This window comes from Anoxybacteroides voinovskiense (assembly GCF_014196205.1).
In the GTDB taxonomy this organism is placed as follows: domain Bacteria; phylum Bacillota; class Bacilli; order Bacillales; family Anoxybacillaceae; genus Anoxybacteroides; species Anoxybacteroides voinovskiense.
The window spans coordinates 43461-68594 of record NZ_JACIDE010000003.1 but is presented as its reverse complement, the minus strand read 5'-3'; the positions used below and the strand labels follow the sequence as shown (position 1 = coordinate 68594).

The window sequence follows — 25134 nt, the reverse complement described above, 5'->3', positions numbered from 1 at the left end:
TTACGCAATTTTTATAAAGAAAGGTGAGGAGAATGGATTTTCGCTTTGATATTATTCAAGAATACGCCCCGTTTTTTTTACAAGGCGTATTATTAACGATTGGGTTATCTTTAATTGCCATCATCGTCGGCTCCATTCTTGGATTGGCGATTGGACTTGGCAAAATGTCGAAAAAGGTGCTCGTCCGCCTTCCATTTGAATGGTACATTAACTTTTTCCGCGGTACGCCTTTATTCGTACAAATTTTGCTCGTTCATTTCGGACTCATGCCTCTTCTCTTTGCTCAACCGAGTCCAACCGTTTCAGCGGCTGTCTCATTGTCGTTAAACTCAGCAGCCTATATCGCTGAAATTTTCCGTGCAGGTATTCAATCGATTGATAAAGGGCAAATGGAGGCGGCTCGTTCACTCGGAATGACGCACGCTCAAGCGATGCGTTACGTTATTTTGCCGCAGGCGTTAAAACGAATGATTCCACCATTTGCGAACGAATTTATCGTTTTAATTAAAGACTCTTCCCTCGCTGCGATTATTGCTGCGCCGGAGTTAATGTATTGGGGAAGAGCGGCACAAGGGCAATATTACCGCGTCTGGGAGCCATATTTAACGGTCGCGCTCATTTATTTGATTTTAACCCTTTCCCTCAGTAAACTACTACATTATTTGGAAAGGAAGTATTCAACGCAATGATTAAAGTGACGAATTTAAAAAAATCATTTGGCCATTTACAAGTATTAAAAGGAATTGACGCCCATATTAAAGAGCGGGAAGTCGTCGTTGTCATCGGTCCTTCCGGTTCGGGAAAATCAACGTTTTTACGCTGCTTAAACTTGCTTGAAGATTTTGATGAAGGCGATATTGTGATTGATGGGTATCATTTGAAAGACAAAAACACGGATATCAATAAAGTGCGCGAAGAAGTCGGCATGGTGTTCCAACGATTCAACTTGTTCCCGCATATGACCGTGCTTGATAACATTACGTTAGCACCGTTAAAAGTGCGCAAATGGCCGTTGGAAAAAGCGAAAGCCACGGCAATGGAGCTGTTGAAAAAAGTTGGTCTGCAAGATAAAGCAAACGTCTATCCGGATTCCTTATCCGGTGGGCAGGCGCAACGTGTCGCGATCGCCCGCGCATTAGCGATGGGGCCGAAAGTGATGTTATTTGACGAACCGACTTCCGCTTTAGACCCGGAAATGGTCGGGGAAGTATTATCCGTTATGAAACAGCTCGCGAACGAAGGAATGACAATGGTTGTCGTCACCCACGAAATGGGCTTTGCCCGCGAAGTCGGCGACCGCGTCCTCTTTATGGACGGCGGCTACATCGTCGAAGAAGGCACACCAAGCGACATTTTCGACAACCCGCAGCACGAACGGACAAAAGCATTTCTATCAAAAGTGTTATAGAAACCTCTCATCCACCTTATTTCGTAAAAGGTGGATTTTTTTGTTTCTTTAAATTCTAGGATTGCGGGAAAGGAAGTTTGCTCCCCTAATCATTTGCTTCCTTTTCGTTTATTTTGCCAAACGTCAACGAAGATAGAAAACAATTCAAACACAACAGCAAAAACGAAAGCCGTCACGATGTTGCTTTTCCACTCATGATTAAACAGGGAAATAATGACGTAGTATATAAAAAACATCCCTATAAAACTGAAAACATGTTTTTTCATAATCTTTTTTCTCCTTTCTTTCATTTGGACAACTATGTTTTCACGGTCACCATCAATGCCTCCCCCTATTAATAAATTCTCAATATACCATATTTTTTCCTTTTAAACTTCAAAAATTATATCCCTTTATTCCTCTCCATAAAATAAATAGCTGACCTTCCTTAAAAGGAAAGCCAGCTACATTGTTACAACACAAACGCCATCGTCCAAATCGAACCTGCCACGACAACAATCGCGATAAAAAAGCTGTATGCCATATTGATCGTTTGGATTTTGCCGCTGTCGCTTTCAGTTACATGCATGAACATAAATAGCTGCAACACTGCTTGCAATACCGCAAGCACCACGATTCCGACAAGAATCGCCTTTGTCGCCAGCCCTGAAGAAAACGCAATCCACAATGCGGCAAACGTCAAAACAAGCGATAAAATGAACCCGACAATATGTTTCCAAGGAAATGTTTCATGGTGATAGTTTGTACCCATCTTACATCACCATCCCTGTCAAATAAACTAGCGTAAAGATGAAAATCCAGACAACGTCAAGGAAATGCCAGTACAAGCTGACAATAAACACTTTGCGTGCCGTTCTTGGCGTAAATCCTCGCTGCAAAAGCTGAATAATAATGAGCGTCATCCAGCCAATTCCAAGGCTCACGTGCGCTCCGTGCGTCCCAACAAGCACAAAGAAGCTTGAAAGAAACGCGCTCGTTTGCATCGTTGCTCCTTCGTGAACATAATGGATGAACTCACGCACCTCAAATGTGATGAACCCTGCTCCTAACAGAAGCGTCACCAACAACCATACTAGCAACCCTGTCAATCGGCGGCGGCGCATTTCAAATACGGCAAGCCCGCATGTGAAACTGCTCGTCAAAAGAAGAAGCGTTTCAATCATGACATCTTTGATTTCAAATAAATCCGCAGCAGTCGGTCCATGACCAGTTCGTTGGAATAAGACAAGATAGGTGGCGAACAAGGTCGCAAACAACGCGACCTCAGCGCCAAGGAAAATCCAAAACCCTAAAATATTGAGGCGGCTTTCTTCTGTTCGATACTCTAATGGCATCGTTTCATCATAATGATGAGCTGCTTCTGCCATTGTTTATGCCTCCTTTCGCGTCAAACGCTCCGTACGCTTGATTTCGTCTACACTGATATAGTAACCGTCGTCATCATCAAACGAACGAAGAATTAAACCGAGAATGATGAATACTGCAGCGATAATCGCTAGCGTAAACCATTTAAACACAAGGCCGAACCCTGCAAAGAAAAAGGCAATCGATATTAAGAACGGGCGTCCGGAATTGCTTGGCATATGAATTGGTTTCAATTTCTCCTCGTCCATTTCAAAGCCTTTTCCGGATTTCTTCATTTCCCAATATGCATCCAAATCCTTCACTTCTGGAATCACCGCAAAGTTATAATGCGCAACCGGAGAAGATGTCGCCCACTCGAGCGTACGACCATCCCACGGATCTCCCGTCATGTCGCGCTCGCCGTAACGTGCACTGTAATAAATGTTATAGCAAAGCACAAGAAAACCAATTCCCATTAAAGCGGCGCCTACTGACGCGACAACGTTAAGCGGCGTCCAGCCAAGTCCCGCAGAATATGTGTACATGCGTCGCGTCATCCCCATGAGTCCTAAGAAATACATCGGGAAGAAACAAACGTTAAACCCAATCATAAACAACCAAAACGTCCACTTGCCTAACCGTTCGTTCAACATATGACCGAACATTTTCGGATACCAATAATGCAGGCCGGCAAAGCAGGCAAACACTGTACCTGCGATTAAGACATAATGGAAGTGAGCGATTAAGAAATAGCTATTATGGTACTGATAATCCGCCGCTGCCATCGCAAGCATCACCCCGGTAACCCCGCCGATGACGAAGTTTGGAATGAACGCGAGCGACCAAAGCATCGCCGTTGTAAAGCGAATTCGCCCTTTGCGGAGCGTAAACAGCCAGTTAAAAATTTTCACACCGGTCGGAATCGCAATCGCCATCGTTGTAATCGAGAAAAACGAGTTAACGGCCGCTCCTGCCCCCATCGTAAAGAAATGATGCACCCAAACAATAAAACTTAAAAACGCAATTCCAACGATGGAGCCAACCATTGCTTTATAGCCAAATAGACGCTTGCGAGCAAACGTACTGACAACCTCTGAAAAAATCCCGAAAGATGGCAAAATAACGATGTACACTTCCGGATGTCCCCAAATCCAGAATAAGTTTGCCCAAAGCATCGACATACCACCGTTTGCCATCGTAAAGAACTGTGTATCAAACAAACGGTCAAACGTCATCAATGCCAACGCTACGGTTAACACCGGGAACGCAAAAATAATTAACACACATGTGATCAGAATCGTCCACGTAAACATTGGCATGCGCATAAGCGTCATTCCTGGCGCACGCATTTTTAAAATAGTGACTAAAAAGTTAATCCCCGTCATGAGCGTACCAATACCGGAAATTTGCAAAGCGACCGCGTAATAGTTGTTCCCAACTCCCGGGCTAAACTCGTTCCCAGCAAGCGGAAAATACGCTGTCCAACCTGCATCCGGTGAACCGCCAATGACAAACGCAATATTAAACAACATCGCTCCGACAAAAAACAACCAGAAACTTAACGCATTTAAATACGGATACGCCACATCACGCGCCCCGATTTGCAACGGTACGACAATGTTCATCAGCCCAATAATAAAAGGCATCGCCATAAATAAAATCATAATCGTCCCGTGCGTCGTAAAAATTTCGTTATAATGTTGAGAGTCAAGAAACTTCATATTCGGTGCTGTTAATTGCGCGCGCATCAGCAACGCATCAACCCCACCGCGAAACAGCATCAGCACCGCAGAAATGATGTACATCACGCCGATTTTTTTATGATCAACCGTCGTCAACCATTCATCCCAAAGCCATTTCCACTTTTTAAAATACGTTAGAATAAAGACAATGCCGATTACCGTCAACACAATGGACACGTCCGCGGCATAAATTAGCGGCTCGCCCGTCACGAAAAATTCGCTCCATTTCATCCGCCTGTTCCTCCTTCCCTACAATGCATGCTATTGATGGCTTTGATGCTCCATGTGCATTCCTTCGTCATGTTCTGCATTCTCACGATGGTCTTCTGTTTTGCCCGTATGATGGCTATTTTGTTTCGAATGATCCACCCATTCTAAATGCGTATTCGAAAACGTCATCCGACCAACAAGCCCCGGTTTTAAAATAGTGTCATATTTTTCTTTGCTTAGTTTCGGCGCGGTTTGCTGCACGTCTTTTACCCATTTGTTAAAGTCATCTTTTGTTTGTGCGACAACCTCAAACTCCATATGCGTAAAGCCTTTTCCTGTGAAGTTCGCGTTCCGCCCCATATACGAACCTGGCTCATCTGCTTCAAGGAACAATTCCGTTTCCATGCCATCCATCGCATATTTTTGTCCCCCTAACTGCGGTACCCAAAATGAGCTCATCGGACCGACTGATGTCAACTCGAATTTGACAGGAACGTCTTCTGGAATATTGACATAGTTCACCGTTTCGATATTTTGTTCCGGATAGCTAAAAATCCACTTCCAGTTTGCCGCGGTAACATGAATCGTTAACGGTTTTACGCTCTTCTGAGACGGCTTTTCTAAGGCAAAGGTCGCTTTGACCGTTGGAATAGCTAGCGCTGTTACAATAATGATCGGAATTGCCGTCCAGACGATTTCTAATAGCGTGTTCCCTTCTTCTTCCGGTGGCTCGTAATTAGCGTTCTCTGGCTTTTCACGATACCGAATTAACACAACAGCAAACAACACAAACACAACAACAATAATGAGCAACATAAAACCAACTGACCAAACAATTAAATCGTACTGCGTTTTCGCCACAGGTCCTTTTGGCTGCAATACGAGCATATTTTCACTGCATCCACTTAAAAAAATCAATAATGATAACGGAAGTAACGAAGCCCATTTCCACACCCTTTGCTTCATCGGTGTTCCTCCTTACATTTGCAAAATGACATCCCATGCTCAATACGTTTGTTTCTAACATATCAAAAGTGAAAATGTTTGAAACGGTTTTGCGAAAAAGTTCACAAATACGCAAAATTTTTGTCACGATTCGTTCAAAAATTGTTCATGAAATATTCGATTGTGTGGATAAAACATGAAAATGCGCCATTGAAACTACTTTTAAACAAAAAAAGGATTCGCTATCCTAAACGGGAATCTACTAAGTAGACACGTTAAGAAAAGCGCAAAGCGCCCGTCTATCGGCGAAGATCGCACAAGCCCTACCGAGGAGACTTAGCCGCCGAAAGAAGAGGCGGAACGACTCGAGCCGATGGCGCTTGGAGCTAGACAGCACTCCACCTAATCGTAAAATTTTATACTTTCTTACCTTATAAAAAAGCTGACCTTCCTTCGAAGATCAGCTTTTTTGAAACTGCATTTCCATCATCCGGCGCAGCCGCGGCTGAAGCGTTTGCCACATCCATTGTTCATATAGCGCCTTTTTCTCCGCAAACGGCAAATAATACGCCTCACCAGCTTGGCGACGCGCCCGCTCCGTCACGTCATATAGCGTTAAAGCAGCGGCGACGGAAATGTTAAAACTTTGCACAAATCCATGCATTGGAATCATAAACGTCCCATCCGCTAAACGAATGGCTTCATCTGATACGCCACGATGTTCATTGCCAAATAATAGCGCCGTCGGTCTCGATACATCGATTGCTTGAAGAGGAATCGTCCCTTCCCCTAAATAGCTTGCGAACACTTGATAACCGCTTTCTTTTAATTGTTGGATAGCAGTCTGAATGTCTTTCTTTTGCTGAACGGTCAACCATTTATCCGCATTACGTGTCACAAACGGATTCGGCTGAAACGGGGCACTCCCTGTGACGACATAGACGTCTTGCAAGCCAAATGCTTCCGCGGAACGCAGCACAGCCGCTTGGTTATGCGGGTCGTCGACCGCTTCGGTAATGATCGTGATATAGCGGGTTCGTTCGTTCAATACGTCATACATTCGCTTCAGACGTTCCGGCATAATCATTTGCCACACAGGGCGCATTGCTTCCGTTAATAATCCTTCTTGCTGCAGCTGTTCAATGAACGCTTTTGCTTCCTTTTCGTCCATCATCTTCACCTTCCTGTTTGTAAGCACGACATTCATTGTACAAAAACTTGCGGCAATAGAAAAGGACCCCTTCCTTGGAGTCCTTTTCATTATGCTAAGTACGCCTCGCGCACTTGTTCGTTGACAAGTAAGTCTTTTCCAAGCCCAGACATGACAATTTCGCCTGTTTGAATGACGTAGCCGCGATGAGCGATTTGCAACGCTTGGAACGCGTTTTGCTCAACGAGCAAAATCGTCATACCTTCCTCATTCAATTCTTTAATAATTTCAAAAATTTGCTCGACGATAATCGGCGCAAGTCCCATCGACGGTTCATCAAGCATTAACAGCTTTGGTTGCATCATCAACGCCCGACCGATCGCAAGCATTTGCTGCTCGCCACCGCTCATCGTTCCGCCTTTTTGTTGCAGACGCTCTTTAATTCTCGGGAAATAATGAAAGACGCGCTCCATTCGTTCCTCAATGACCCGCTTATCTTTCACCGAAAACGCACCCATCTCTAAATTTTCCTTGACCGTTAAGCGCGGGAAAATTCGCCGTCCTTCCGGTACATGGGCAATGCCTGTCAACGCCGTCACGTGCGGTGGCGTGTTTGTAATGTCTTGCCCATTGTAAATAATTTTTCCGCTTTTCGGCTTCACTTGCCCGCTAATCGTTTTTAATGTCGTCGATTTTCCGGCACCGTTACTTCCGATTAGCGTCACGATTTCGCCTTCGTTTACCTCAAGCGAAACTCCCTTTAATGCGTGAATTCCGCCGTAAAATGTGTTAATATCTTCTAGCCGTAGCAAACTCATTGCGAGGTTCCCCCTTTACGAAGCCGTTGTAGCAGCACCTTTTCCTAAATAAGCTTCAATGACTTTCTCGTTATTGCGGATGTCATCAGGTGTCCCTTCGGCAATTTTTTCTCCATGGTCTAATACGACAATATGCTCCGAAATTTCCATGACAAGCTTCATGTCGTGTTCAATTAAGACAATCGTTAAATCCAACTCTTCGCGCATATTGTAAATGAGCTTTGTCAATTCGCTCGTTTCTTTCGGGTTCATCCCTGCCGCCGGCTCGTCAAGCAACAACACTTTCGGCTTCGTTGCAAGCGCGCGGGCAATTTCTAATTTCCGCTGCGCTCCGTACGGCAAGCTGCTTGCTTCTTCGTTATAGAACGATTCTAACCCAACGTATTCAAGAAGGCGATACGCTTCGCGCCGCGCTTCTTTTTCTTCTTTCCGCACGCGTGGCAAATTCAAAATGGTACTAAACAATCCGCCGTGAAGATGGTTATGCATGCCAACCATGACGTTTTCCAATACGGTAATCGCGCCGAATAAGCGGATGTTTTGGAACGTGCGGGCAATTCCTTTTTTCGTCACTTGATGCGGCTTTAATCCGACAATGGATTCATTATTTAATAAAATCTCGCCACTCGTCGGCTGATAGACGCCTGTAACCATGTTAAAAAATGTCGTCTTTCCAGCACCGTTCGGGCCGATGACGGCCGTAATCGAACCTTTTTGCACTTCCATGTCGATATTGCTATTGGCGACAAGTCCGCCGAACTGTTTCGTCAAGTTTTTAACTGTCAAGATGGACATGTTGCGTCGCCTCCTTCTGTACGCCGGCGTTGATTAGTTTGTCTGCATCTTTTAGATCCTTTTCATCGAAGACAGGGTTTTTCGCCGGCAACAACCCTTGCGGACGGTAAAGGGCAAAGAGAATTAAAATGACCCCGAAAATAAACCGCTGCATTTTCGCTGGAGAAAGCGCATCAGGTACGTTAATAACCCCATTTAAGCTCAATTGGTTCAGCCAGTTCGTCAATTCCGTCAACACTTGCAAGTTCAAAATCGTTACAAGCGCTGCCCCAAGAATAACGCCTGGCACACTGCCCATTCCTCCTAAAATAACCATGACGAGAATCGTAATCGATTCAAGCAACGTAAAGCTCGTCGGGTCCACGAACGTTTGCTTCGCCGCAAACACAACGCCCATCATTCCTGAGAAAGAAGCACCGACCGCAAACGCCATAAGCTTTGTTTTCACAAGGTGAATGCCCATCGCCTGTGCAGCGATCTCATTTTCCCGTACCGCTTTCCACGCGCGGCCGATTTTCGAAAATTCAAGACGGCGTACCGCAAAAATGACCGTTACTAAAATGACTAAGACGATATAGTAAAATTGGTTCGGATACATAAAGTCGATACCGAACAAACGCGGTGGTTGGACGGACGCAAGCCCCATCGCACCGTTTGTAATGTTTACTGGCTTGTCCAAGTTGTTAAAAATAATACGGATAATTTCCCCGAATCCAAGCGTAACGATTGCTAAATAGTCACCTTTGACACGCAACACTGGTACGCCGAGCAAAATCCCGAATAGTGCTGCGACAAAACAACCGATGAAAATAAATACCCAGAAACTTTCACCGGATAGCGGATAATGCCCAAACGGCATAAAGTTGTTCGCCTGACCGGTCGCAAAAATTCCGTATGTGTATGCACCGAGCGCAAAGAAGGCGACAAATCCTAAGTCCAAAAGTCCTGCCATTCCGACAACAATGTTTAACCCGAGTGCCATCGCGATGTAAATACCGACTAATGTCGCAACTTCCATGTACGACTGATACGCTTCTCCTTGGCTCGCGGCAAGCGGCAACAGTACGACCATTACGACCCCGCCAATCAGCCATTTCACGCGGTTAGAAAACGTTGTGAAATAAAGAAGCAACAGCGACGACAATAGAAGCAAAAACGCAACAACTGATTTTTGTGCCAAATATAAGCTAAAAAACGTAACGACGATGTATAAGCCAACGATGATAGCCTGAAGGCGCTTGTTTTGTTGGATCGCATAGAGCAAATTTTTCATCTCGATCACCTACACTTTCTCTACTGACACTTTTCCGAATAGCCCTTCTGGCTTGAAGATTAATACGATAATTAAAATCGCAAAGGCAAATACGTCTTTATACTCTGCGCCAAGTACGCCGTGTGAAATGACTGGCAAGTTCGCTGCCGCGAACATTTCCATAATCCCAATCAAAATACCACCAAACATCGCTCCACGAATGTTGCCGATTCCGCCTAAAACGGCAGCCGTGAAAGCTTTTAATCCTAGAATAAACCCGATATACGGGTCAATTGTGCCGTATTGAATGGCAAACAATACACCTGTTGCCCCCCCTAATGCAGAACCGATAAAAAATGTAAGAGCGATGACTTTATTCACGTTTACCGACATTAACGCCGCTGTTTCCCGGTCTTGCGCCACAGCGCGCATCGCCATTCCCCATTTTGTTTTATTGACGAAAAAGTCCAACGTCACCATCATAATGACTGCTACAATTAATACGATAAAAAACGAAGATTTGACCGATGCATCGTTAAATATCGACGAAATAGAGGAAACTTTAATCCCAATTTGCCCGCTAAATAAACTTGGTCCCGTTAAAATGTAGTTGCCGTTTTTCAATTCTGCGATAAAACGAACGATATCTTGAAGCAAAAACGAAACGCCAATTGCTGTAATTAACGTGATTAACTTCGGTGCATTGCGCAACGGACGATATGCCACTCGTTCAATTCCCATTCCAAGCAAACCGGTAACTACCGACGTAACCACAAGCACTAAAACAAGTGCTACGAGCGCTGGCATGGATGCCAACCAGCCGAATCCCGCAAACGTCAATAAAATCGCCGTTCCTACAAATGCCCCCGTCATAAAAATTTCCCCGTGGGCAAAGTTAATCAGTTCCAAAATCCCATATACCATCGTATATCCTAATGCGACAATCGCATAAACAGCTCCGAGCGTTAACCCATCAATTAACACTTGCGGCAACGTATGCAACACTTCATTGATCATTTTGTTCACCCGCCTGTTTTTGCTACTTTTACAGAAAAATCGCCCAGCTTTTTGTTCGTACATAACAAATGTCTACCACCAACAAGCCGGGCGCAAAACGATGCCGGAAAGAAAAGGGTACGGCAAACATGTCATACCCTTTTCCGGTCATCCGTTTATTGTTTGCTTACTTCGTTCTCTAGCTTAGCCGGATATTTTGCTTCATCAAATTTGTAGATGTAAATTTTCGCATATTTGTTATCGCCTTTTTCGTCAAAGCTTACTTTTGTTACAACTCCTTGATAATCTTGCACTTTGCGAACTTCTTCTGCTACTTGTTGACGTGTTGGAAGCTTGTTGCCATTTGCTTTAATTGCATTTTCAAGTCCTTTAAGCAATACGCCCATTGCATCGTAGCCGTATGCAGAATAAGACTCGATCTCTTTACCGAATTTTTGTTTATATTTTTCCGCAAATTGTTTTCCAGCGTCTGTTGCTGTCGCTAAACCAGCAGCTGAAGTCATGTACGTATTTTTCACCGCATCGCCAGCGATTTGGACAAGCGTCGAAGAGTCTAGCCCGTCACCGCCCATAATCGGCACATTAATGCCTTTATCGCGCGCTTGTTTAATCAATAAACCACCTTCTGTGTAAAGGCCGCCGAAGTAAATTAAGTCAGGTTTTTTCGCCAATACTTGGTTCAAGACGCCGTTAAAGTCTTTTTCCCCAACGGTAATTCCTTCAAAACCAAGAATTTGCGCACCAAGTTCTTCCGCGCCTTTTTTGAACGCTTCCGCTAAACCAGTACCGTAAGCGGTTTTGTCTTGAATGATAAAGATTTTCTTCGCGCCAAGTGTTTCAACGGCGAATTTCGCGCCTGCAGGTCCTTGGAAATCGTCACGGGCACAAATGCGGTTAACTGTTTTTAGCCCGCGGTCTGTTACGTCTGTTGCTGTGTTTGCTGGAGAGACCATTGGAATGCTGTACTTTTCATAAATTTCTGACGATGGAATCGCTACGCCGGAGTTTAAGTGACCAACAACACCAAATACTTGTTTATCAGCGCCGATTAACTGCGCGTTCGCTACCCCTTTTTTCGGGTCGCCTTGGTCATCGTATGGAACAAGCTCTAATTTAAAGCCAAGCTTTTCAAAGTTCGCTTGTTGTTCTTCCAACGCCAATTGCGCACCGAGCTTAATTGATTCGCCCAGCGTTGCACTTCCACCAGAAAGCGGGCTTTGCGTCGCAATTTTAATGACGTTGCTGCCGCCACCGCCACCTCCGTTTCCACCGTTATTGGCAGTGTCGTTTTTCTGACCACCTGAGCATCCGGCTAAAATACCGACTGCCAGTGTCGTTGTTGCAAGAATGGAAAGCGTTTTCTTTAAGACCATTCGAATCCCCCTTTTTCACTTTTGAAAATTTTTTTTATTTTAAGAAAAATATAATATGAATTGTCCAAATAGACAAGCATTATTTTTTTACTGGAAAAAACTTTTTTCGTCATAATGCGCTTTTCAACACGGGAATAATACATTTATGACGCTTTTGCGGCACAATATTTCGTCCCTCTAAATATTATCGTTACAAAAGTTACTAAATATTTTCCTATTGCAATTCAGTGCTGTTTTTTTAAAAAACGTGATGTCCATCACATTTGCTCAAAATTTCACAAATCATTCACGAATGGGTACTCCCGCTTTTTTATAAATGTAGTATGCTATATCTAGAAACTGTTATATAGATTTTTGCGACTCTGTTATAGTCTTTAATAAATAAGGGGGAAGCTGATATGGAACAAATGGTAATGACAAAAACTCCGTTAGATCCGTGGCGAAACTTTAAAGGATCGAAATGGAAAAAGGAAATTAACGTCCGCGATTTTATTTTAAACAACGTCACTGTGTACTATGGAGATGAATCGTTTTTAGAAGGACCGACGGAAGCAACGAAACAGCTATGGGAACAAGTGATGGAATTGTCGAAACAGGAGCGGGAAAAAGGCGGCGTTCTTGATATGGACACCGAAATCGTTTCGACGATTACTTCCCATCAACCTGGCTACTTAAACAAATCGTTAGAGAAAGTCGTCGGTTTCCAAACTGATAAACCGTTTAAACGTTCTCTTATGCCGTTTGGCGGCATTCGCATGGCGGAACAATCGTGCGAAGCGTACGGCTACGAAGTGAGCGACGAAGTGAAAAAGATTTTTACGGAATATCGTAAAACGCATAACCAAGGGGTGTTCGACGCCTACACAGACGAAATGAAAGCGGCGCGAAAAGCTGGGATTATTACTGGTCTTCCTGACGCATACGGCCGTGGCCGCATTATCGGTGACTACCGCCGCGTGGCATTATACGGCGTTGACCGCTTAATGGAAGAGAAGAAAAAAGACTTGCGCAACACGGGCGCACGGACGATGAGCGAAGATATTATTCGCCTTCGCGAAGAACTATCGGAACAAATTCGTGCGCTTCAAGAATTAAAACAAATGGCGCTAAGCTACGGCTACGACATTTCGGAACCAGCACGCAACGCTCGCGAAGCATTTCAATGGCTATATTTTGCGTATCTTGCAGCGATTAAAGAACAAAACGGCGCGGCAATGAGCTTAGGGCGTGTATCAACGTTCCTTGACATTTATATCGAGCGCGACTTGCAAGAAGGGGTCTTAACAGAAAAAGAAGCGCAAGAACTCGTCGACCATTTCGTCATGAAATTGCGCCTTGTCAAATTCGCAAGAACGCCGGAATATAACGAGCTATTCAGCGGCGACCCGACATGGGTAACAGAGTCGATCGGCGGCGTCGCGATTGACGGACGTCCGCTTGTGACGAAAAACTCGTTCCGTTTCCTTCATACGCTTGATAACTTAGGCCCGGCGCCAGAGCCGAACTTAACCGTGCTTTGGTCGAAACAATTGCCGGAAGGCTTTAAAGAATATTGCGCGAAAATGTCGATGAAAACAAGTTCGATCCAATACGAAAACGACGATTTAATGCGCGCAGAATTCGGCGACGATTACGGCATTGCGTGCTGCGTATCGGCGATGCGAATCGGTAAACAAATGCAGTTCTTCGGCGCGCGGGCAAACCTTGCGAAAGCATTGCTATACGCGATTAACGGCGGTGTCGATGAAAAATTAAAAATCCAAGTTGGCCCAGAATTTGCACCCGTTACTTCGGAATACTTAGACTATGAAGAAGTCATGCGCAAATACGACCAAGTGTTAGAATGGCTCGCAGAGCTTTACATTAATACATTAAACATTATTCATTACATGCACGATAAATATTGCTATGAGCGGATTGAAATGGCGCTTCACGATACGCATATTTTACGCACAATGGCAACTGGTATCGCTGGATTGTCGGTTGTCGCTGACTCATTAAGTGCGATTAAATATGCGAAAGTAAAAACAATCCGTGACGAAAATGGCTTAGCCGTTGACTTTGAAATCGAAGGCGACTTCCCGAAATACGGAAACAACGACGACCGCGTCGACTCGATTGCTGTCGACATTGTCGAACGGTTTATGACAAAATTGAAAAAACATAAAACATATCGCGATTCGAAGCATACGACATCGATTTTAACGATTACATCGAACGTCGTATACGGCAAAAAAACAGGAAATACGCCAGATGGTCGCCGCGCAGGCGAACCGTTTGCACCAGGGGCTAACCCATTGCACGGCCGCGACACAAAAGGCGCGTTAGCTTCGTTAAGCTCTGTCGCCAAATTGCCTTATGAACATGCACTAGACGGTATTTCGAACACGTTCTCGATTGTACCGAAAGCACTTGGGAAAGACGAGCAAACTCGCGTCCGCAACCTTGTCGCCATTTTAGATGGTTATGCAGAAAAAGGCGGACACCATCTCAACATTAACGTCTTTAACCGTGAAACGTTGTTAGATGCCATGGAACATCCGGAAAAATATCCGCAATTAACAATTCGCGTTTCTGGATATGCGGTAAACTTTATTAAATTGACGCGCGAACAACAAATCGATGTCATTAACCGCACATTCCACGAAAGCATGTAATAAACTCCCCCTCACGCCTCGCTGTTCGTGAGGGGGTCATTTCTATTTGGAAGGAGAAATTTCCATGAAAGGATTTGTTCATTCGATTGAATCATGCGGCACGGTAGACGGTCCTGGCCTTCGCTACGTCGTTTTTATGCAAGGGTGTTTGCTGCGCTGCCAATATTGCCATAACGCCGATACGTGGGAAATTGGCAAAGGAAAAGAAATGACCGTCGAGGAAATTATCGCTGACTTACAGACGTATCTCCCATTTATTACTGCCTCCGGTGGCGGAATTACCGTCAGCGGCGGCGAGCCACTTTTACAGATCGATTTTTTAATCGAACTATTTAAAGAATGCAAAAAGCTTGGCATTCATACGACGATTGATTCGTCTGGTGGCTGCTACACAACGGAAGCATCATTTCAACGGAAATTAGACGAATTGCTTCAATATACGGATTTAATTTTGCTCGATTTAAAACATATCGATGAAAAAAAACATCGTAAACTAACTGGGAAAACGAACACCCATATTTTACAGTTTGCCAAGCTCTTATCCGAAAAGCGAATACCGGTTTGGATTCGTCACGTGCTCGTTCCGACGATTACCGACGACCCAGACGATTTGCGCCGGCTTGCCGCGTTTATTCGGACGTTGAACAATGTAGAGAAAATTGAAATTCTCCCTTATCATAAATTAGGAGTATATAAATGGAAAGAACTCGGGCTTGCATATCCGCTCGAGGGCATTGAACCACCTTCAGAAGAAACGGTTCAAATGGCGTACAACATTTTGCACGAAGCTGCCCCTCTTACGTAAGAGGGGTAGTTCGTTTAAACACGCGCTTCAATTGTTCCCACGTCACTTGCTCTGTTCGTTCGACAAGCCAATCTGGTGACAGCGGAGCTAAATGCTTTCCAATTCCGACCGAGAACATGCCCGCTTGCTTAATCGCTTGAATGCCTGCCTCTCCATCTTCAATAGCCACACAATCACGTGGATTGACACCTAGCTCGCTTGCTGCAGCTAAAAAAATCTCCGGATGGGGCTTCAATTGCGCAATCGTTTTCACGTCTACAATAACATCAAAAAACGAGCGAATTTCGAGGCGCTCTAAGACGGTGAATGCATTAGAACTAGACGATGCCAATGCGATTGGCACACCGTCGTTGCGAATCTGTTGCAAAAGCGAATACATTCCCGGCAATATATGTTGCGGGGTTAATTGCTCAATTAATTCCCGATAATACATCCCTCGACGTTCCCCAAGCTTCATCTTTTCCTCGTTCGTCCATTCACATGCTTTTTCTCCAAGCAGCGCTTCAACCATCGCCTGTCGACTCATTCCTTGAAGCTGCTGATTGAGCTGATGGTCAAACGGAACGCCAATTTCATCTGCCACCCGCTTTGTCGCAATATAATATAACTCCACCGTATCGGCAATGACCCCATCTAAATCAAAAATAACGGCTTGAATCATTACGACCCTCCTATTTTTTACCTATCTACCAAAACTAGCACCTGCTTACTTTCAACAATAAGTAAGTCAATGTTATTTTTCAATAAGAAAAGCGTAAAGCGCCCGCCTATCGGCGAAGATCGCACAAGCCCCACCGAGGAGGTTTTCTTACCTTTCAAAATAAAAGCTGAGGCAATTGCCTCAGCTCCAGAGGGGAGGTTAGGGATCTATGATTATACTCCTTTAAACGCTTGTCGGTAGATGTCTGCTAAATCACTGACAAGCGGGAGTTTCGGGTTAGCGGTTGTACATTGGTCTTCAAAAGCAAGTTCTGCTAATTTGTCGACTTTGCTTTCGAATTCTTGCTTGCTGACACCGCATGCTTCAATGCTCAACGGAATATCCAATTCTTTTGCCAGCTTAATGATTGCTTGGATGAGGCTTTCGACGCCTTCTTCCGTCGTTCTTGCTGGCAAGCCGAGCATTCTTGCGATTTCCGCATAACGTTGATCGGCAATGAAATATTCGTATTTCGGGAACGCTGTAAACTTTTTCGGCTTCGTTGCGTTATAGCGAATAACGTGCGGCATTAAAATCGTATTCGCGCGTCCGTGTGGAATATGGAATTCCGCACCAAGTTTGTGCGCTAAACTATGGTTAATGCCTAAGAACGCATTCGCAAACGCCATCCCTGCAATTGTCGATGCGTTATGCATTTTTTCACGAGCTAATTCATCGTTGCCATTTTTATATGCTCTTGGCAAGTATTCGAATACAAGCTGAATTGCTTTCATTGCCAAACCGTCTGTGTAGTCGTTTGCCATGTTCGATACATATGCTTCGATCGCATGTGTTAATACGTCCATTCCTGTATCGGCTGTGACATGTTTTGGCAACGTCATGACAAATTGTGGGTCAATGATCGCAACGTCTGGCGTTAATTCATAGTCTGCCAATGGGTATTTTACATTGTTTTCTTTATCGGTAATGACCGCAAACGATGTCACTTCTGAACCTGTTCCAGACGTTGTCGGAATCGCCACAAATTGTGCTTTATGACCAAGCTTCGGATATTTGAAAACACGTTTGCGAATATCTAAAAATTTTTGTTTTAATCCGTGGAAGTCTGTTTCTGGATGTTCGTAGAACAACCACATTGCTTTTGCTGCGTCCATTGCCGAACCGCCACCAAGCGCGATGATGACGTCTGGTTGGAAGCTTCTCATCATTTCGGCGCCTTTCATGACCGTTGTAAGCGATGGATCTGGCTCGACTTCTGAGAAAATTTCACAATGGACATAGTCCGGGCGTTTCCGCAAATAGTAAAGCACTTTATCGACATAGCCAAGTTTCACCATGCCAGGGTCAGTAACGATAAATGCTTTCGAGATATTCGGCATTTTCGCCAAGTATTGTGTCGAGTTTTTCTCGAAATAAATTTTTGGCGGTACTTTAAACCATTGCATATTGACCGTCCTTTTCGCCATTTTCTTGATATTAATGAGGTGGATTGCACCTACGTTCGTCGATACTGAGTTTCCGCCAAACGTACCGCAACCAAGCGTTAAGGACGGAATGTACGCGTTATAAATGTCACCAATTGCCCCTTGCGAAGATGGCGCGTTCACAATGATACGACCTGCTTTCATCCGTTGTCCGAATTGAGTAATGACATCTTGGTCATCGGAATGAATGACTGCTGAGTGTCCTAATCCGCCGAACGCTAACATTTCTTCGCAACGTTTTAGCCCTTCTTCTGTGCTATTTACTTTATAGCAAGCCAATACCGGGCTTAATTTCTCACGAGAAAGCGGATATTGCGGTCCGACCCCTTTTAATTCCGCCACTAAAATTTTTGTATCTTTCGGTACGTCGACACCAGCCATTTTCGCAATTTCGTATGCTGGTTTGCCGACGATGTCTGGGTTGACAGCACATTTGTCTTCGTTAATAACCAATTTTTCTACTTTTTTCTTTTCTTCTTCATTTAAGAAATAGCAACGGTTGTCGATCATTTCTTTTTTCACTTGATCGTAAATTTCTTTATCGATAATAACCGCTTGTTCCGAAGCACAAATCATTCCGTTGTCAAATGTTTTCGATAAAATTAAGTCGTTTACCGCACGTTTAATGTTCGCTGTTTTTTCAATATAGCAAGGCACGTTACCAGGCCCTACCCCTAACGCTGGTTTTCCTGAACTGTACGCAGATTTTACCATACCCGCGCCACCAGTCGCTAAAATGAGCGAAACGCCTGGATGCGTCATTAATTGTTGCGTTGCTTCCAATGAAGGAGTTTCAATCCATTGAATGCAATGTTCTGGCGCCCCTGCTTTAACCGCTGCATCACGCAACACTCTTGCTGCTTCGCTGCTACATTTTTGTGCAGATGGGTGGAAAGCAAAAATAATCGGGTTGCGTGTTTTAATGGAAATTAATGCTTTGAACATCGTCGTCGATGTTGGGTTCGTGACTGGTGTCACCCCAGCGATAACCCCAACTGGTTCGGCAATTTCCACAATTCCTTCATGCGGATTTTCGCGAATAATGCCAACCGTTTTATCGTATTTAATGTTGTGGTATATATACTCTGTGGCAAAAATATTTTTGATAATTTTGTCTTCATATACACCACGTTTTGTTTCTTCTACTGCCATTTTCGCTAACGGCATGTGCTGATCGAGTCCAGCGAGCGCCATTTCTTTGACAATTTTATCGATGGTTTCTTGGTCGTAGTTGCGGAATTTTTCTAGCGCTTTTTGAGCGTTTGCGACAAGCTGGTCAATCATTTTCGTCACTTCGATCTTTTTCTCTAATACTTTTTCTTCCACCGCCATGTTGATGCCCTCCTAATTATTTGTGAAACACTTCACAAAACAGAAGAAAAATTTTAGATGAGCGTTTCCTCATCTAGTACAATTTCATTATAAACGATGTACTGGCACTTAGGTATGTCAATTTTGTGAAATGTTGAACAAACTTTTTTACAAAATTTCTCATTAGAAGGGGGCCAAAGCCCCCTTCATTCACAGACAGGGTTTCGTGGAATTTTCGTGAAGGAAATATCGTTATACATACGTGTATTTCGTTTAATAATGACAACATAGTTCACTGTCCATATATAAGAAGGAATATCGTTTCCTTCTTCAAACATCATCGCCTCAAACTCATCACCAATCATTTCTTCAAAGCTTTCTAACGTATACGTAGCTGCGTCTGTCGAAAAGTCCCGCCATTCACAAAGAATCATCGTCTTCACTCCTACCTGCTGTTTGTCTTTATTGTAATATGTTTTTCCTTATTATCACGTACAATACATTGAACAAATTATGAATCTTGTATTGTCACATATGCTTGACGTGGGTGGTTTGGCTGCTCGGGATATTTCAACCGTATTTTTCCTTCCTCTAATAATTTAGACAAGTAGTTATTGCGCAATCCGTCTGCCGTCCGATCCAATAAATAGGACAATTCTTTTAGCATGAGCGGGCGTTTCGCACAAAGCTGTAAAATAATTTGCTCCATCATCGCTGGAGAAAGCCTTCTTTTCTTCCGCGCTAAAGAAGCAATTTGCCATAACGAATCCTCCACCTCTATATGCTCCTCACCGCTTTTATTATTTACGGACTTAGAATGCTTATTTACGTAGTCCGGTTTGTTATTCACGGAGTTTTCGCGGTTATTCACGGAGTTGATATTATTATTTACGGAGTAAATCTCGTTATCCACGGAGTTAAGGGAGTTATTTACGGAGTAGTCCCCGTTATTTAAAGAGTTTGAATTTTTATTTATGGAGTTCGGCGCGTTATTTATGAAGTCGGCAGTTAGATCCTCTCCCCAGTCAACAAACTCTACCTCTCCATGCTGTATTACTAATGGTTGTTCTTCTGTTTCAGATGCCACTGCCGTTTCTTCTGGAAACATGACAGCGCTCGGTTCTGTCGGTAATACAAATATCGTACGTGCTGGATCCGCTTGTTGAATGACCTCCGGCTGTTTCCAACGTTGTCCTTCCCATACGGACGAAAGGTATGGAAGTCCGAATCCCGCTCTTTTGCATAACCCAATTAAAATAAACATCTTAAACACATTCGGATTGCGTAAATGGCTCATTCCACTTGTCCAAGCAGATTCTACCGGAATGCGAAGCAATCCCGGATTAGAAAGCCGATAGGTGTTACGTTCTTTCTCAATAACAATCCCGCCTTCCCCGAAATAATCGGCATGAACAAGTGCGTTAATGACCGCTTCATGCAACGCTGGTGCAATGGAGCGCTCATGTGGGGAAATGGTATCCATTACTTTAAAATAAAAATCGTATACGTTTCCTGACCATGTTCCATCTTGAGAAGTAAATCGCTTCGACCAGCCACCTTGATAAGTTGTTTGTATTTCACGATACTCTAAAAAATATTGCGGCAGCACCTCTGTAATGATTCGTTCTTCGCTGAACATTAAAAGCCCTGCGATCGTAATGCCTTCTTTACTGCTGTTTCTCAATTTCCCCCATGCACCAATTTTGTATAAAAATTCTTTCATCTCTAGCCCATTCCACGGGTGATTCGGTTTTGCCTCCGCAAATTTTTCCCGATAATGCTTGACAGATTCAAAATTTAATTCGTTCAACCCGTAATGTTCTAAAATGACGTTATCTTTCCATCCAGAGGAATGATGCTCTAAGTTATTTGTATAATTATTCACTTCCAATCTCCCTCTTACGCTATAGTATGAAAATAAATCCCTTTTCTCTCTGTTTCTTATTTTATCACCTTTCTTGGAACGAGAGGCAAAAAAGAAAATGAACGAGTCACGGATAATTTTTTTAGTTTAAGGAAATTTATGTATGTAGATAGAATCAGAAGGAGGAATAGCAAATGCACTCACTTCCGCAACTTGTCGAACCGTATTGGCGAACGTCCACTGTGCTCCCGTCTTTTTCGCCGTTAACAGAAAATATTCATGTCGATACAGTCATCGTTGGTGGCGGTATTTCCGGTATTACAACCGCCTATTTATTAGCGAATGCTGGGGTAGATGTTGCGCTTATTGAAGCCGACCGTCTATTAAACGGAACAACGGGGCACACTACCGCAAAAGTGACAGCGCAGCACGATCTGATTTACGATGAATTGCTTCATCATCTTGGCGTCGAAAAAGCGAGGATGTATTACGATGCCTGCACAGAGGCGATGCAATGGATAAAAACAACGATTGAGGCACAACGTATCGACTGCGATTGGAAAGAGGAAGAGGCGTACATTTATTCAACAACAGACGCTTCACTCCATAACCTAATTAACGAATGGAAAGCGTATGAAAAACTAGGTATTTCTGGTGCAGTTCAAGAAACGATGCCGCTATCGCTACCTATTCGTGCAGCGCTCGTCATGAAACACCAAGCCCAATTTCATCCATTGAAATATTTACAAAAGCTTGTCGAAGCCATTCAACAAAAAGGTGGAAAAATATATGAGCAAACGCCCGCGGCTGATGTAGAGCAAGGGGAAACGTTAACCGTCATTACAAGGCAGCATAAACGGCTCACATGTCGCCATCTTGTCGTCTGTTCCCATTTTCCGTTTTATGACGGTGGGTTTTATTTTTCGCGCATGTATGCGGAACGCTCGTATGTGCTTGCCGTTCAAAGTGATAAAAAATATCCCGGCGGCATGTATTTAAGCGCCGATGAGCCGAAACGATCCATTCGCTCAGTGGACACGCCTAATGGGGAACTGCTTCTTATCGGCGGAGAAAGCCATAAAACCGGGCAAGGAATACCGACAATCGAACATTACGGGGCATTGCGGTCGTTTGCGTCCGAGTTATTTCCAGTCACTGCCATTCCTTATCGCTGGTCCGCCCAAGACTTAATAACGCTTGATAAAGTGCCGTACATCGGCCATATGACAGCCAACACAAAAAACGTCTATGTCGCGACAGGCTACCGAAAATGGGGGATGACAAACGGGACAGTGGCAGGCTTGTTGTTAAGCGATTTAATTTTAGGGCGGGACAATCGTTACAGCGAGCTTTATACGCCGTCGCGCTTTTATGCCGACCCGAGCGTCAAACATTTCGTCGTGCAAAATGCAGATGTCGCCAAGCACCTTGTAGAAGGAAAAATCGAGGTCGTCGTACGGACGCCAGACGATTTAGCGAATGGGGAGGGCGCGGTTGTCCTTGTTAACGGCAAACGAGCAGGTGCCTATAAAGATGAAAACGGAATGTTGTCGATCGTCGATACGACATGCACCCATTTAGGATGTGAAGTCGAATGGAATAGCGGCGACCGCACATGGGACTGTCCATGCCATGGCTCTCGTTTCTCTGTCCACGGTGACGTCATCGAAGGTCCAGCACAGCAACCGTTACAAAAAATCGAATGAGCATGGAGCGGGGCTGACCAAAAAGAGTATCTTTCTTCAAAGAAAATACAGTATATAGTTTTTAAAAGGTGTTTCGCGCGTATATGTTGTTATAAGAAAGGGTGTCCCGTGCCTTTCGGGACACTCTCACTCTACGTTCATTCCGATCCGAAGCGACGCCGCAATGTGACGGGCGGTACGCTCTATGTAATCCGCAGCCTTTTCCATCGCTTCCGAAAGCGATACAACACCTGGAACGATCGTATAAAGGGCGTCTACTCCATAATCGAGAACAACGTCGCTGTCGTCTGCTAGCGACCCGGCCAATGCAATGACCGGAATGTTTTTCGTTTTTGCTGCTTTCGCAACGCCAATTGGCACTTTCCCATAAACGGTTTGGCTGTCAATTCGACCCTCTCCTGTCACGACAAGCGACGCATTCGCTAACTTTTCCGCGAATTGAACCGCTTCCAGCACGATGTCAATTCCTCGTTTTAATTCGGCAGGCAAAAATGCTAATAACCCTGCACCGAGTCCTCCTGCCGCTCCAGCACCAGGAACATTGATTTGTTTCCCGAGCGTTTTAGCGATGATGTCTGCATAGTGCTGTAAATGGTCATCTAGCTGTCGCGCCATTTCGAACGTGGCGCCTTTTTGCGGCCCGAAAACAAACGATGCTCCTGTTGGCCCTGTTAACGGATTCGTTACGTCGCACGCGACGTCCATCTTGACGTGTCTTAGCCGTGGATCTAGCAAAGACATGTCAATTTGTGCTAGTCGCGACAGGCTGCCGCCACCAAATCCAATTTCTTCCCCGTTCTCATCTAATAGTTTTACTCCGAGCGCTTGCGCCATCCCTGCACCACCGTCATTCGTCGCGCTTCCACCGAGTCCGATGATGATATGCTGTACCCCATAATCAAGCGCTGCCTGAATAAGTTCACCTGTCCCACGGGTTGTCGTAACGAGCGGATTCCGCTTTTCCCGCGGGACAAGATGCAGCCCTGACGCAGCCGCCATCTCAATCACCGCCGTTTTTCCATCGCCAAGCAAACCAAAAAAAGCGGAGACCGGTTCACCTAACGGTCCGGTAACTTGCTTTTCGATGATTGTTCCTCCTGTCGCATCTACAAGCGCTTGAACCGTTCCTTCTCCACCGTCCGCAAGCGGAACTTTTACATACTCCGCCTCCGGAAAGACGCGACGAAATCCTCTTTCGATGGCGTTAGCGACTTCCAATGCCGACAAACTTTCCTTAAACGAATCCGGTGCAATGACAATTTTCATCTTCGCTCCCTCCTTTATTTCCATCATATTACTTTTACAAGATGGCGACAAACAAAAAGCTGGTTCGCAATAGAACCAGCATCCAGCTTCCTTATTTTTTCAATTGTCCAGCTACTTTTTTCGCAACGACTTGCTCTTTGTTCTCCATTTTGCGATATTCGATGTGCAACGGGTCTAATCCGTATCCTAAAGAGCCGTATACGTTTCCTTGACGCGGTTCAATCAGCTCGGTTTGTTGATAATAAAGCCTCGGTGTTTTCCAAAGCGCCCGCAACGCTTGCAACATCGGCATTTCATGATAGCGGTCTGGCCACATTTTCTTAATGTGTGCTTTTACCAGTGGGTAATATTTTGAACTCATGCTTGGAAATAGATGATGCTCCGTATGGTACGAAAAGTTAAAATGGAGCACATCGACCCATTTCGGAACGGTGACCGATAAGCTATTGGCCAGTGGGTCGTTCACGGGCACTAATGGATTTAAGCGATGGTTCGTCGAAATGTAGCTCATGACGATGAAATTAGCAATCAATAGCGGCAATAAAAAGATAAAGAACCAATTAGAAAATCCTACAACGAACAATAAGCCAATCCATGTTACCCACGGCAACAAAAACTGAAAGAACACAATGCCGCGATTTTTCGGGTGAAAGTCTTTGAGAAAATAAAACAACATCCTTGTCGAATGAATGGTAAACGTAATCGCTAACGAGCAAAAAGCAAAAAACGCTCGAATCGTAAACGGAATAGTATACACCCAGCGCAAGAAGCGGCTTTTAGCTAATTTTTCTACCGCTGGCCATGCATCCGGGTCCTTCTCTTCATCTTGTGTATGGGCATGGTGTGTGACATTATGCCACTTTCTCCATAGTTTCGGACCTGTACATAGCGGCCAAAAAGCAACCGCGCCAAGAAAATCGCGCAACCACGGGGTTCGCACGACAGTACCGTGCAAAATTTCATGCCCTAAAAACCCTAACGCAGCAAAACTAAACCCTAGCACCACCGAAATGATCGTTTTCCATATTGGATGAAGATCAAGTAAAGAAATAGCGAGGATACCGCTCAACGCGATAAGCAAATACGCTAGACCACCGAAAAGACGAGAAGGGACGGGTTGAAATGCTTTTTTCGGCAAATGCGGGGAAATTCTCGCCGCATACCAGCCGAACGAATGAAATTCTTTCATTTAATGGCTCCTTTCAAAATGAACCTTCTGCCGAATCAAAATGGACAAAAGGCATTGCACATTCGCCGCACAATCAGTCGCAATATTCTGAAAAGACCGTTTATGCGGTTATTCTTACTTATGCTTCATCCTACCAT

General features: G+C 44.4%; 21 protein-coding genes. 5 read left to right on the top strand and 16 right to left on the bottom strand.

All coding sequences use genetic code 11. The features are described from left to right. The first annotated feature begins 32 nt into the window (after window positions 1-32). Complete coding sequence (locus GGR02_RS02695; RefSeq protein WP_183183212.1) at window positions 33-689, top strand: amino acid ABC transporter permease; 657 nt, start codon at window positions 33-35, stop codon at window positions 687-689. Further along, window positions 686-1408: an amino acid ABC transporter ATP-binding protein gene (locus GGR02_RS02690; RefSeq protein WP_183183211.1), complete on the top strand. Its 723-nt coding sequence runs from the start codon at window positions 686-688 to the stop codon at window positions 1406-1408. The genes GGR02_RS02695 and GGR02_RS02690 overlap by 4 nt, the downstream gene beginning before the upstream one ends. A gap of 451 nt (window positions 1409-1859) precedes the next feature. Here GGR02_RS02690 and qoxD read toward each other — a convergent pair whose 3' ends face one another. From qoxD to GGR02_RS02640, 10 genes are all read right to left on the bottom strand, one after another. Then, window positions 1860-2159, bottom strand: a complete 300-nt coding sequence (gene qoxD / locus GGR02_RS02685; protein WP_183183210.1) for a cytochrome aa3 quinol oxidase subunit IV — start codon at window positions 2157-2159, stop codon at window positions 1860-1862. 1 nt (window position 2160) lies between these two features. Continuing rightward, on the bottom strand, window positions 2161-2775 hold the full coding sequence (gene qoxC, locus GGR02_RS02680; RefSeq protein ID WP_183183209.1) for a cytochrome aa3 quinol oxidase subunit III: 615 nt from the start codon (window positions 2773-2775) through the stop codon (window positions 2161-2163). 3 nt (window positions 2776-2778) lie between these two features. Then, window positions 2779-4725, bottom strand: coding sequence for a cytochrome aa3 quinol oxidase subunit I (gene qoxB, locus GGR02_RS02675; protein ID WP_183183208.1), 1947 nt, complete (start codon window positions 4723-4725; stop codon window positions 2779-2781). A 30-nt stretch (window positions 4726-4755) separates the two neighbouring features. Next, window positions 4756-5670: a cytochrome aa3 quinol oxidase subunit II gene (gene qoxA, locus GGR02_RS02670; RefSeq protein ID WP_183183207.1), complete on the bottom strand. Its 915-nt coding sequence runs from the start codon at window positions 5668-5670 to the stop codon at window positions 4756-4758. A 439-nt stretch (window positions 5671-6109) separates the two neighbouring features. Next, on the bottom strand, window positions 6110-6820 hold the full coding sequence (locus GGR02_RS02665; protein ID WP_183183323.1) for a TrmH family RNA methyltransferase: 711 nt from the start codon (window positions 6818-6820) through the stop codon (window positions 6110-6112). A gap of 89 nt (window positions 6821-6909) precedes the next feature. Continuing rightward, the gene (locus GGR02_RS02660; RefSeq protein ID WP_183183206.1) at window positions 6910-7617 is read right to left on the bottom strand and encodes an ABC transporter ATP-binding protein; all 708 of its coding nucleotides are present in this window, start codon (window positions 7615-7617) and stop codon (window positions 6910-6912) included. A gap of 15 nt (window positions 7618-7632) precedes the next feature. Beyond that, window positions 7633-8412 carry an ABC transporter ATP-binding protein gene (locus tag GGR02_RS02655; RefSeq protein ID WP_183183205.1) on the bottom strand — a complete coding sequence of 260 codons (780 nt, stop codon included), beginning with the start codon at window positions 8410-8412 and terminating at the stop codon, window positions 7633-7635. Then, complete coding sequence (locus GGR02_RS02650) at window positions 8393-9685, bottom strand: branched-chain amino acid ABC transporter permease (protein WP_183183204.1); 1293 nt, start codon at window positions 9683-9685, stop codon at window positions 8393-8395. The genes GGR02_RS02655 and GGR02_RS02650 overlap by 20 nt, the downstream gene beginning before the upstream one ends. 9 nt (window positions 9686-9694) lie before the next feature. Next, window positions 9695-10681, bottom strand: coding sequence for a branched-chain amino acid ABC transporter permease (locus GGR02_RS02645; protein ID WP_183183203.1), 987 nt, complete (start codon window positions 10679-10681; stop codon window positions 9695-9697). A 155-nt stretch (window positions 10682-10836) separates the two neighbouring features. Continuing rightward, on the bottom strand, window positions 10837-12054 hold the full coding sequence (locus GGR02_RS02640; protein WP_183183202.1) for a branched-chain amino acid ABC transporter substrate-binding protein: 1218 nt from the start codon (window positions 12052-12054) through the stop codon (window positions 10837-10839). A gap of 407 nt (window positions 12055-12461) precedes the next feature. Between GGR02_RS02640 and pflB the strand changes: the two genes are divergently transcribed. Next, entirely contained in the window at window positions 12462-14711 is a 2250-nt protein-coding gene (gene pflB / locus GGR02_RS02635) for a formate C-acetyltransferase (RefSeq protein ID WP_373286614.1), read from the top strand. Window positions 14712-14775: 64 nt separating this feature from the next. Further along, complete coding sequence (gene pflA, locus GGR02_RS02630) at window positions 14776-15516, top strand: pyruvate formate-lyase-activating protein (RefSeq protein WP_183183200.1); 741 nt, start codon at window positions 14776-14778, stop codon at window positions 15514-15516. Here pflA and pgmB read toward each other — a convergent pair. The 4 genes from pgmB to GGR02_RS02610 all read right to left on the bottom strand — a co-directional run bounded on the left by pgmB (window position 15509) and on the right by GGR02_RS02610 (window position 20857). Then, window positions 15509-16177 (bottom strand): beta-phosphoglucomutase, encoded by a 669-nt coding sequence (pgmB, locus tag GGR02_RS02625; protein WP_183183199.1) that lies wholly within the window; start codon window positions 16175-16177, stop codon window positions 15509-15511. The two genes, pflA and pgmB, sit on opposite strands and share 8 nt — an antisense overlap. Window positions 16178-16389: 212 nt before the next feature. After that, window positions 16390-18993, bottom strand: a complete 2604-nt coding sequence (adhE, locus tag GGR02_RS02620) for a bifunctional acetaldehyde-CoA/alcohol dehydrogenase (RefSeq protein WP_183183198.1) — start codon at window positions 18991-18993, stop codon at window positions 16390-16392. Window positions 18994-19178: 185 nt separating this feature from the next. Continuing rightward, window positions 19179-19406 carry a hypothetical protein gene (locus tag GGR02_RS02615; protein ID WP_183183197.1) on the bottom strand — a complete coding sequence of 76 codons (228 nt, stop codon included), beginning with the start codon at window positions 19404-19406 and terminating at the stop codon, window positions 19179-19181. Window positions 19407-19483: 77 nt separating this feature from the next. Beyond that, window positions 19484-20857, bottom strand: a complete 1374-nt coding sequence (locus GGR02_RS02610) for a transcriptional regulator (RefSeq protein ID WP_183183196.1) — start codon at window positions 20855-20857, stop codon at window positions 19484-19486. Between the two features lie 173 nt (window positions 20858-21030). On the opposite strand from GGR02_RS02610, the gene GGR02_RS02605 reads away from it, so the two are divergent. After that, window positions 21031-22542 (top strand): FAD-dependent oxidoreductase, encoded by a 1512-nt coding sequence (locus GGR02_RS02605; RefSeq protein WP_183183195.1) that lies wholly within the window; start codon window positions 21031-21033, stop codon window positions 22540-22542. 126 nt (window positions 22543-22668) lie between these two features. Here the strand turns inward: GGR02_RS02605 and GGR02_RS02600 are convergent, their stop codons facing one another. Together GGR02_RS02600 and desB are read right to left on the bottom strand one after the other, a co-directional pair. Continuing rightward, window positions 22669-23808 (bottom strand): glycerate kinase, encoded by a 1140-nt coding sequence (locus tag GGR02_RS02600; RefSeq protein WP_183183194.1) that lies wholly within the window; start codon window positions 23806-23808, stop codon window positions 22669-22671. A gap of 91 nt (window positions 23809-23899) precedes the next feature. Then, window positions 23900-24997 (bottom strand): Delta(10) desaturase DesB, encoded by a 1098-nt coding sequence (desB, locus tag GGR02_RS02595; RefSeq protein ID WP_183183193.1) that lies wholly within the window; start codon window positions 24995-24997, stop codon window positions 23900-23902. Window positions 24998-25134: the final 137 nt, after the last annotated feature.

What these genes read in the sequence shown, in the direction of transcription:
- GGR02_RS02695 (WP_183183212.1), top strand. Translation starts at nt 33, where the DNA reads ATGGATTTTCGCTTTGATATTATTCAAGAATACGCCCCGTTTTTTTTA.
- GGR02_RS02690 (WP_183183211.1), top strand. Translation starts at nt 686, where the DNA reads ATGATTAAAGTGACGAATTTAAAAAAATCATTTGGCCATTTACAAGTA.
- qoxD (WP_183183210.1), bottom strand. Translation starts at nt 2,159, where the DNA reads ATGGGTACAAACTATCACCATGAAACATTTCCTTGGAAACATATTGTC.
- qoxC (WP_183183209.1), bottom strand. Translation starts at nt 2,775, where the DNA reads ATGGCAGAAGCAGCTCATCATTATGATGAAACGATGCCATTAGAGTAT.
- qoxB (WP_183183208.1), bottom strand. Translation starts at nt 4,725, where the DNA reads ATGAAATGGAGCGAATTTTTCGTGACGGGCGAGCCGCTAATTTATGCC.
- qoxA (WP_183183207.1), bottom strand. Translation starts at nt 5,670, where the DNA reads ATGAAGCAAAGGGTGTGGAAATGGGCTTCGTTACTTCCGTTATCATTA.
- GGR02_RS02665 (WP_183183323.1), bottom strand. Translation starts at nt 6,820, where the DNA reads ATGGACGAAAAGGAAGCAAAAGCGTTCATTGAACAGCTGCAGCAAGAA.
- GGR02_RS02660 (WP_183183206.1), bottom strand. Translation starts at nt 7,617, where the DNA reads ATGAGTTTGCTACGGCTAGAAGATATTAACACATTTTACGGCGGAATT.
- GGR02_RS02655 (WP_183183205.1), bottom strand. Translation starts at nt 8,412, where the DNA reads ATGTCCATCTTGACAGTTAAAAACTTGACGAAACAGTTCGGCGGACTT.
- GGR02_RS02650 (WP_183183204.1), bottom strand. Translation starts at nt 9,685, where the DNA reads ATGAAAAATTTGCTCTATGCGATCCAACAAAACAAGCGCCTTCAGGCT.
- GGR02_RS02645 (WP_183183203.1), bottom strand. Translation starts at nt 10,681, where the DNA reads ATGATCAATGAAGTGTTGCATACGTTGCCGCAAGTGTTAATTGATGGG.
- GGR02_RS02640 (WP_183183202.1), bottom strand. Translation starts at nt 12,054, where the DNA reads ATGGTCTTAAAGAAAACGCTTTCCATTCTTGCAACAACGACACTGGCA.
- pflB (WP_373286614.1), top strand. Translation starts at nt 12,462, where the DNA reads ATGGTAATGACAAAAACTCCGTTAGATCCGTGGCGAAACTTTAAAGGA.
- pflA (WP_183183200.1), top strand. Translation starts at nt 14,776, where the DNA reads ATGAAAGGATTTGTTCATTCGATTGAATCATGCGGCACGGTAGACGGT.
- pgmB (WP_183183199.1), bottom strand. Translation starts at nt 16,177, where the DNA reads ATGATTCAAGCCGTTATTTTTGATTTAGATGGGGTCATTGCCGATACG.
- adhE (WP_183183198.1), bottom strand. Translation starts at nt 18,993, where the DNA reads ATGGCGGTGGAAGAAAAAGTATTAGAGAAAAAGATCGAAGTGACGAAA.
- GGR02_RS02615 (WP_183183197.1), bottom strand. Translation starts at nt 19,406, where the DNA reads ATGATTCTTTGTGAATGGCGGGACTTTTCGACAGACGCAGCTACGTAT.
- GGR02_RS02605 (WP_183183195.1), top strand. Translation starts at nt 21,031, where the DNA reads ATGCACTCACTTCCGCAACTTGTCGAACCGTATTGGCGAACGTCCACT.
- GGR02_RS02600 (WP_183183194.1), bottom strand. Translation starts at nt 23,808, where the DNA reads ATGAAAATTGTCATTGCACCGGATTCGTTTAAGGAAAGTTTGTCGGCA.
- desB (WP_183183193.1), bottom strand. Translation starts at nt 24,997, where the DNA reads ATGAAAGAATTTCATTCGTTCGGCTGGTATGCGGCGAGAATTTCCCCG.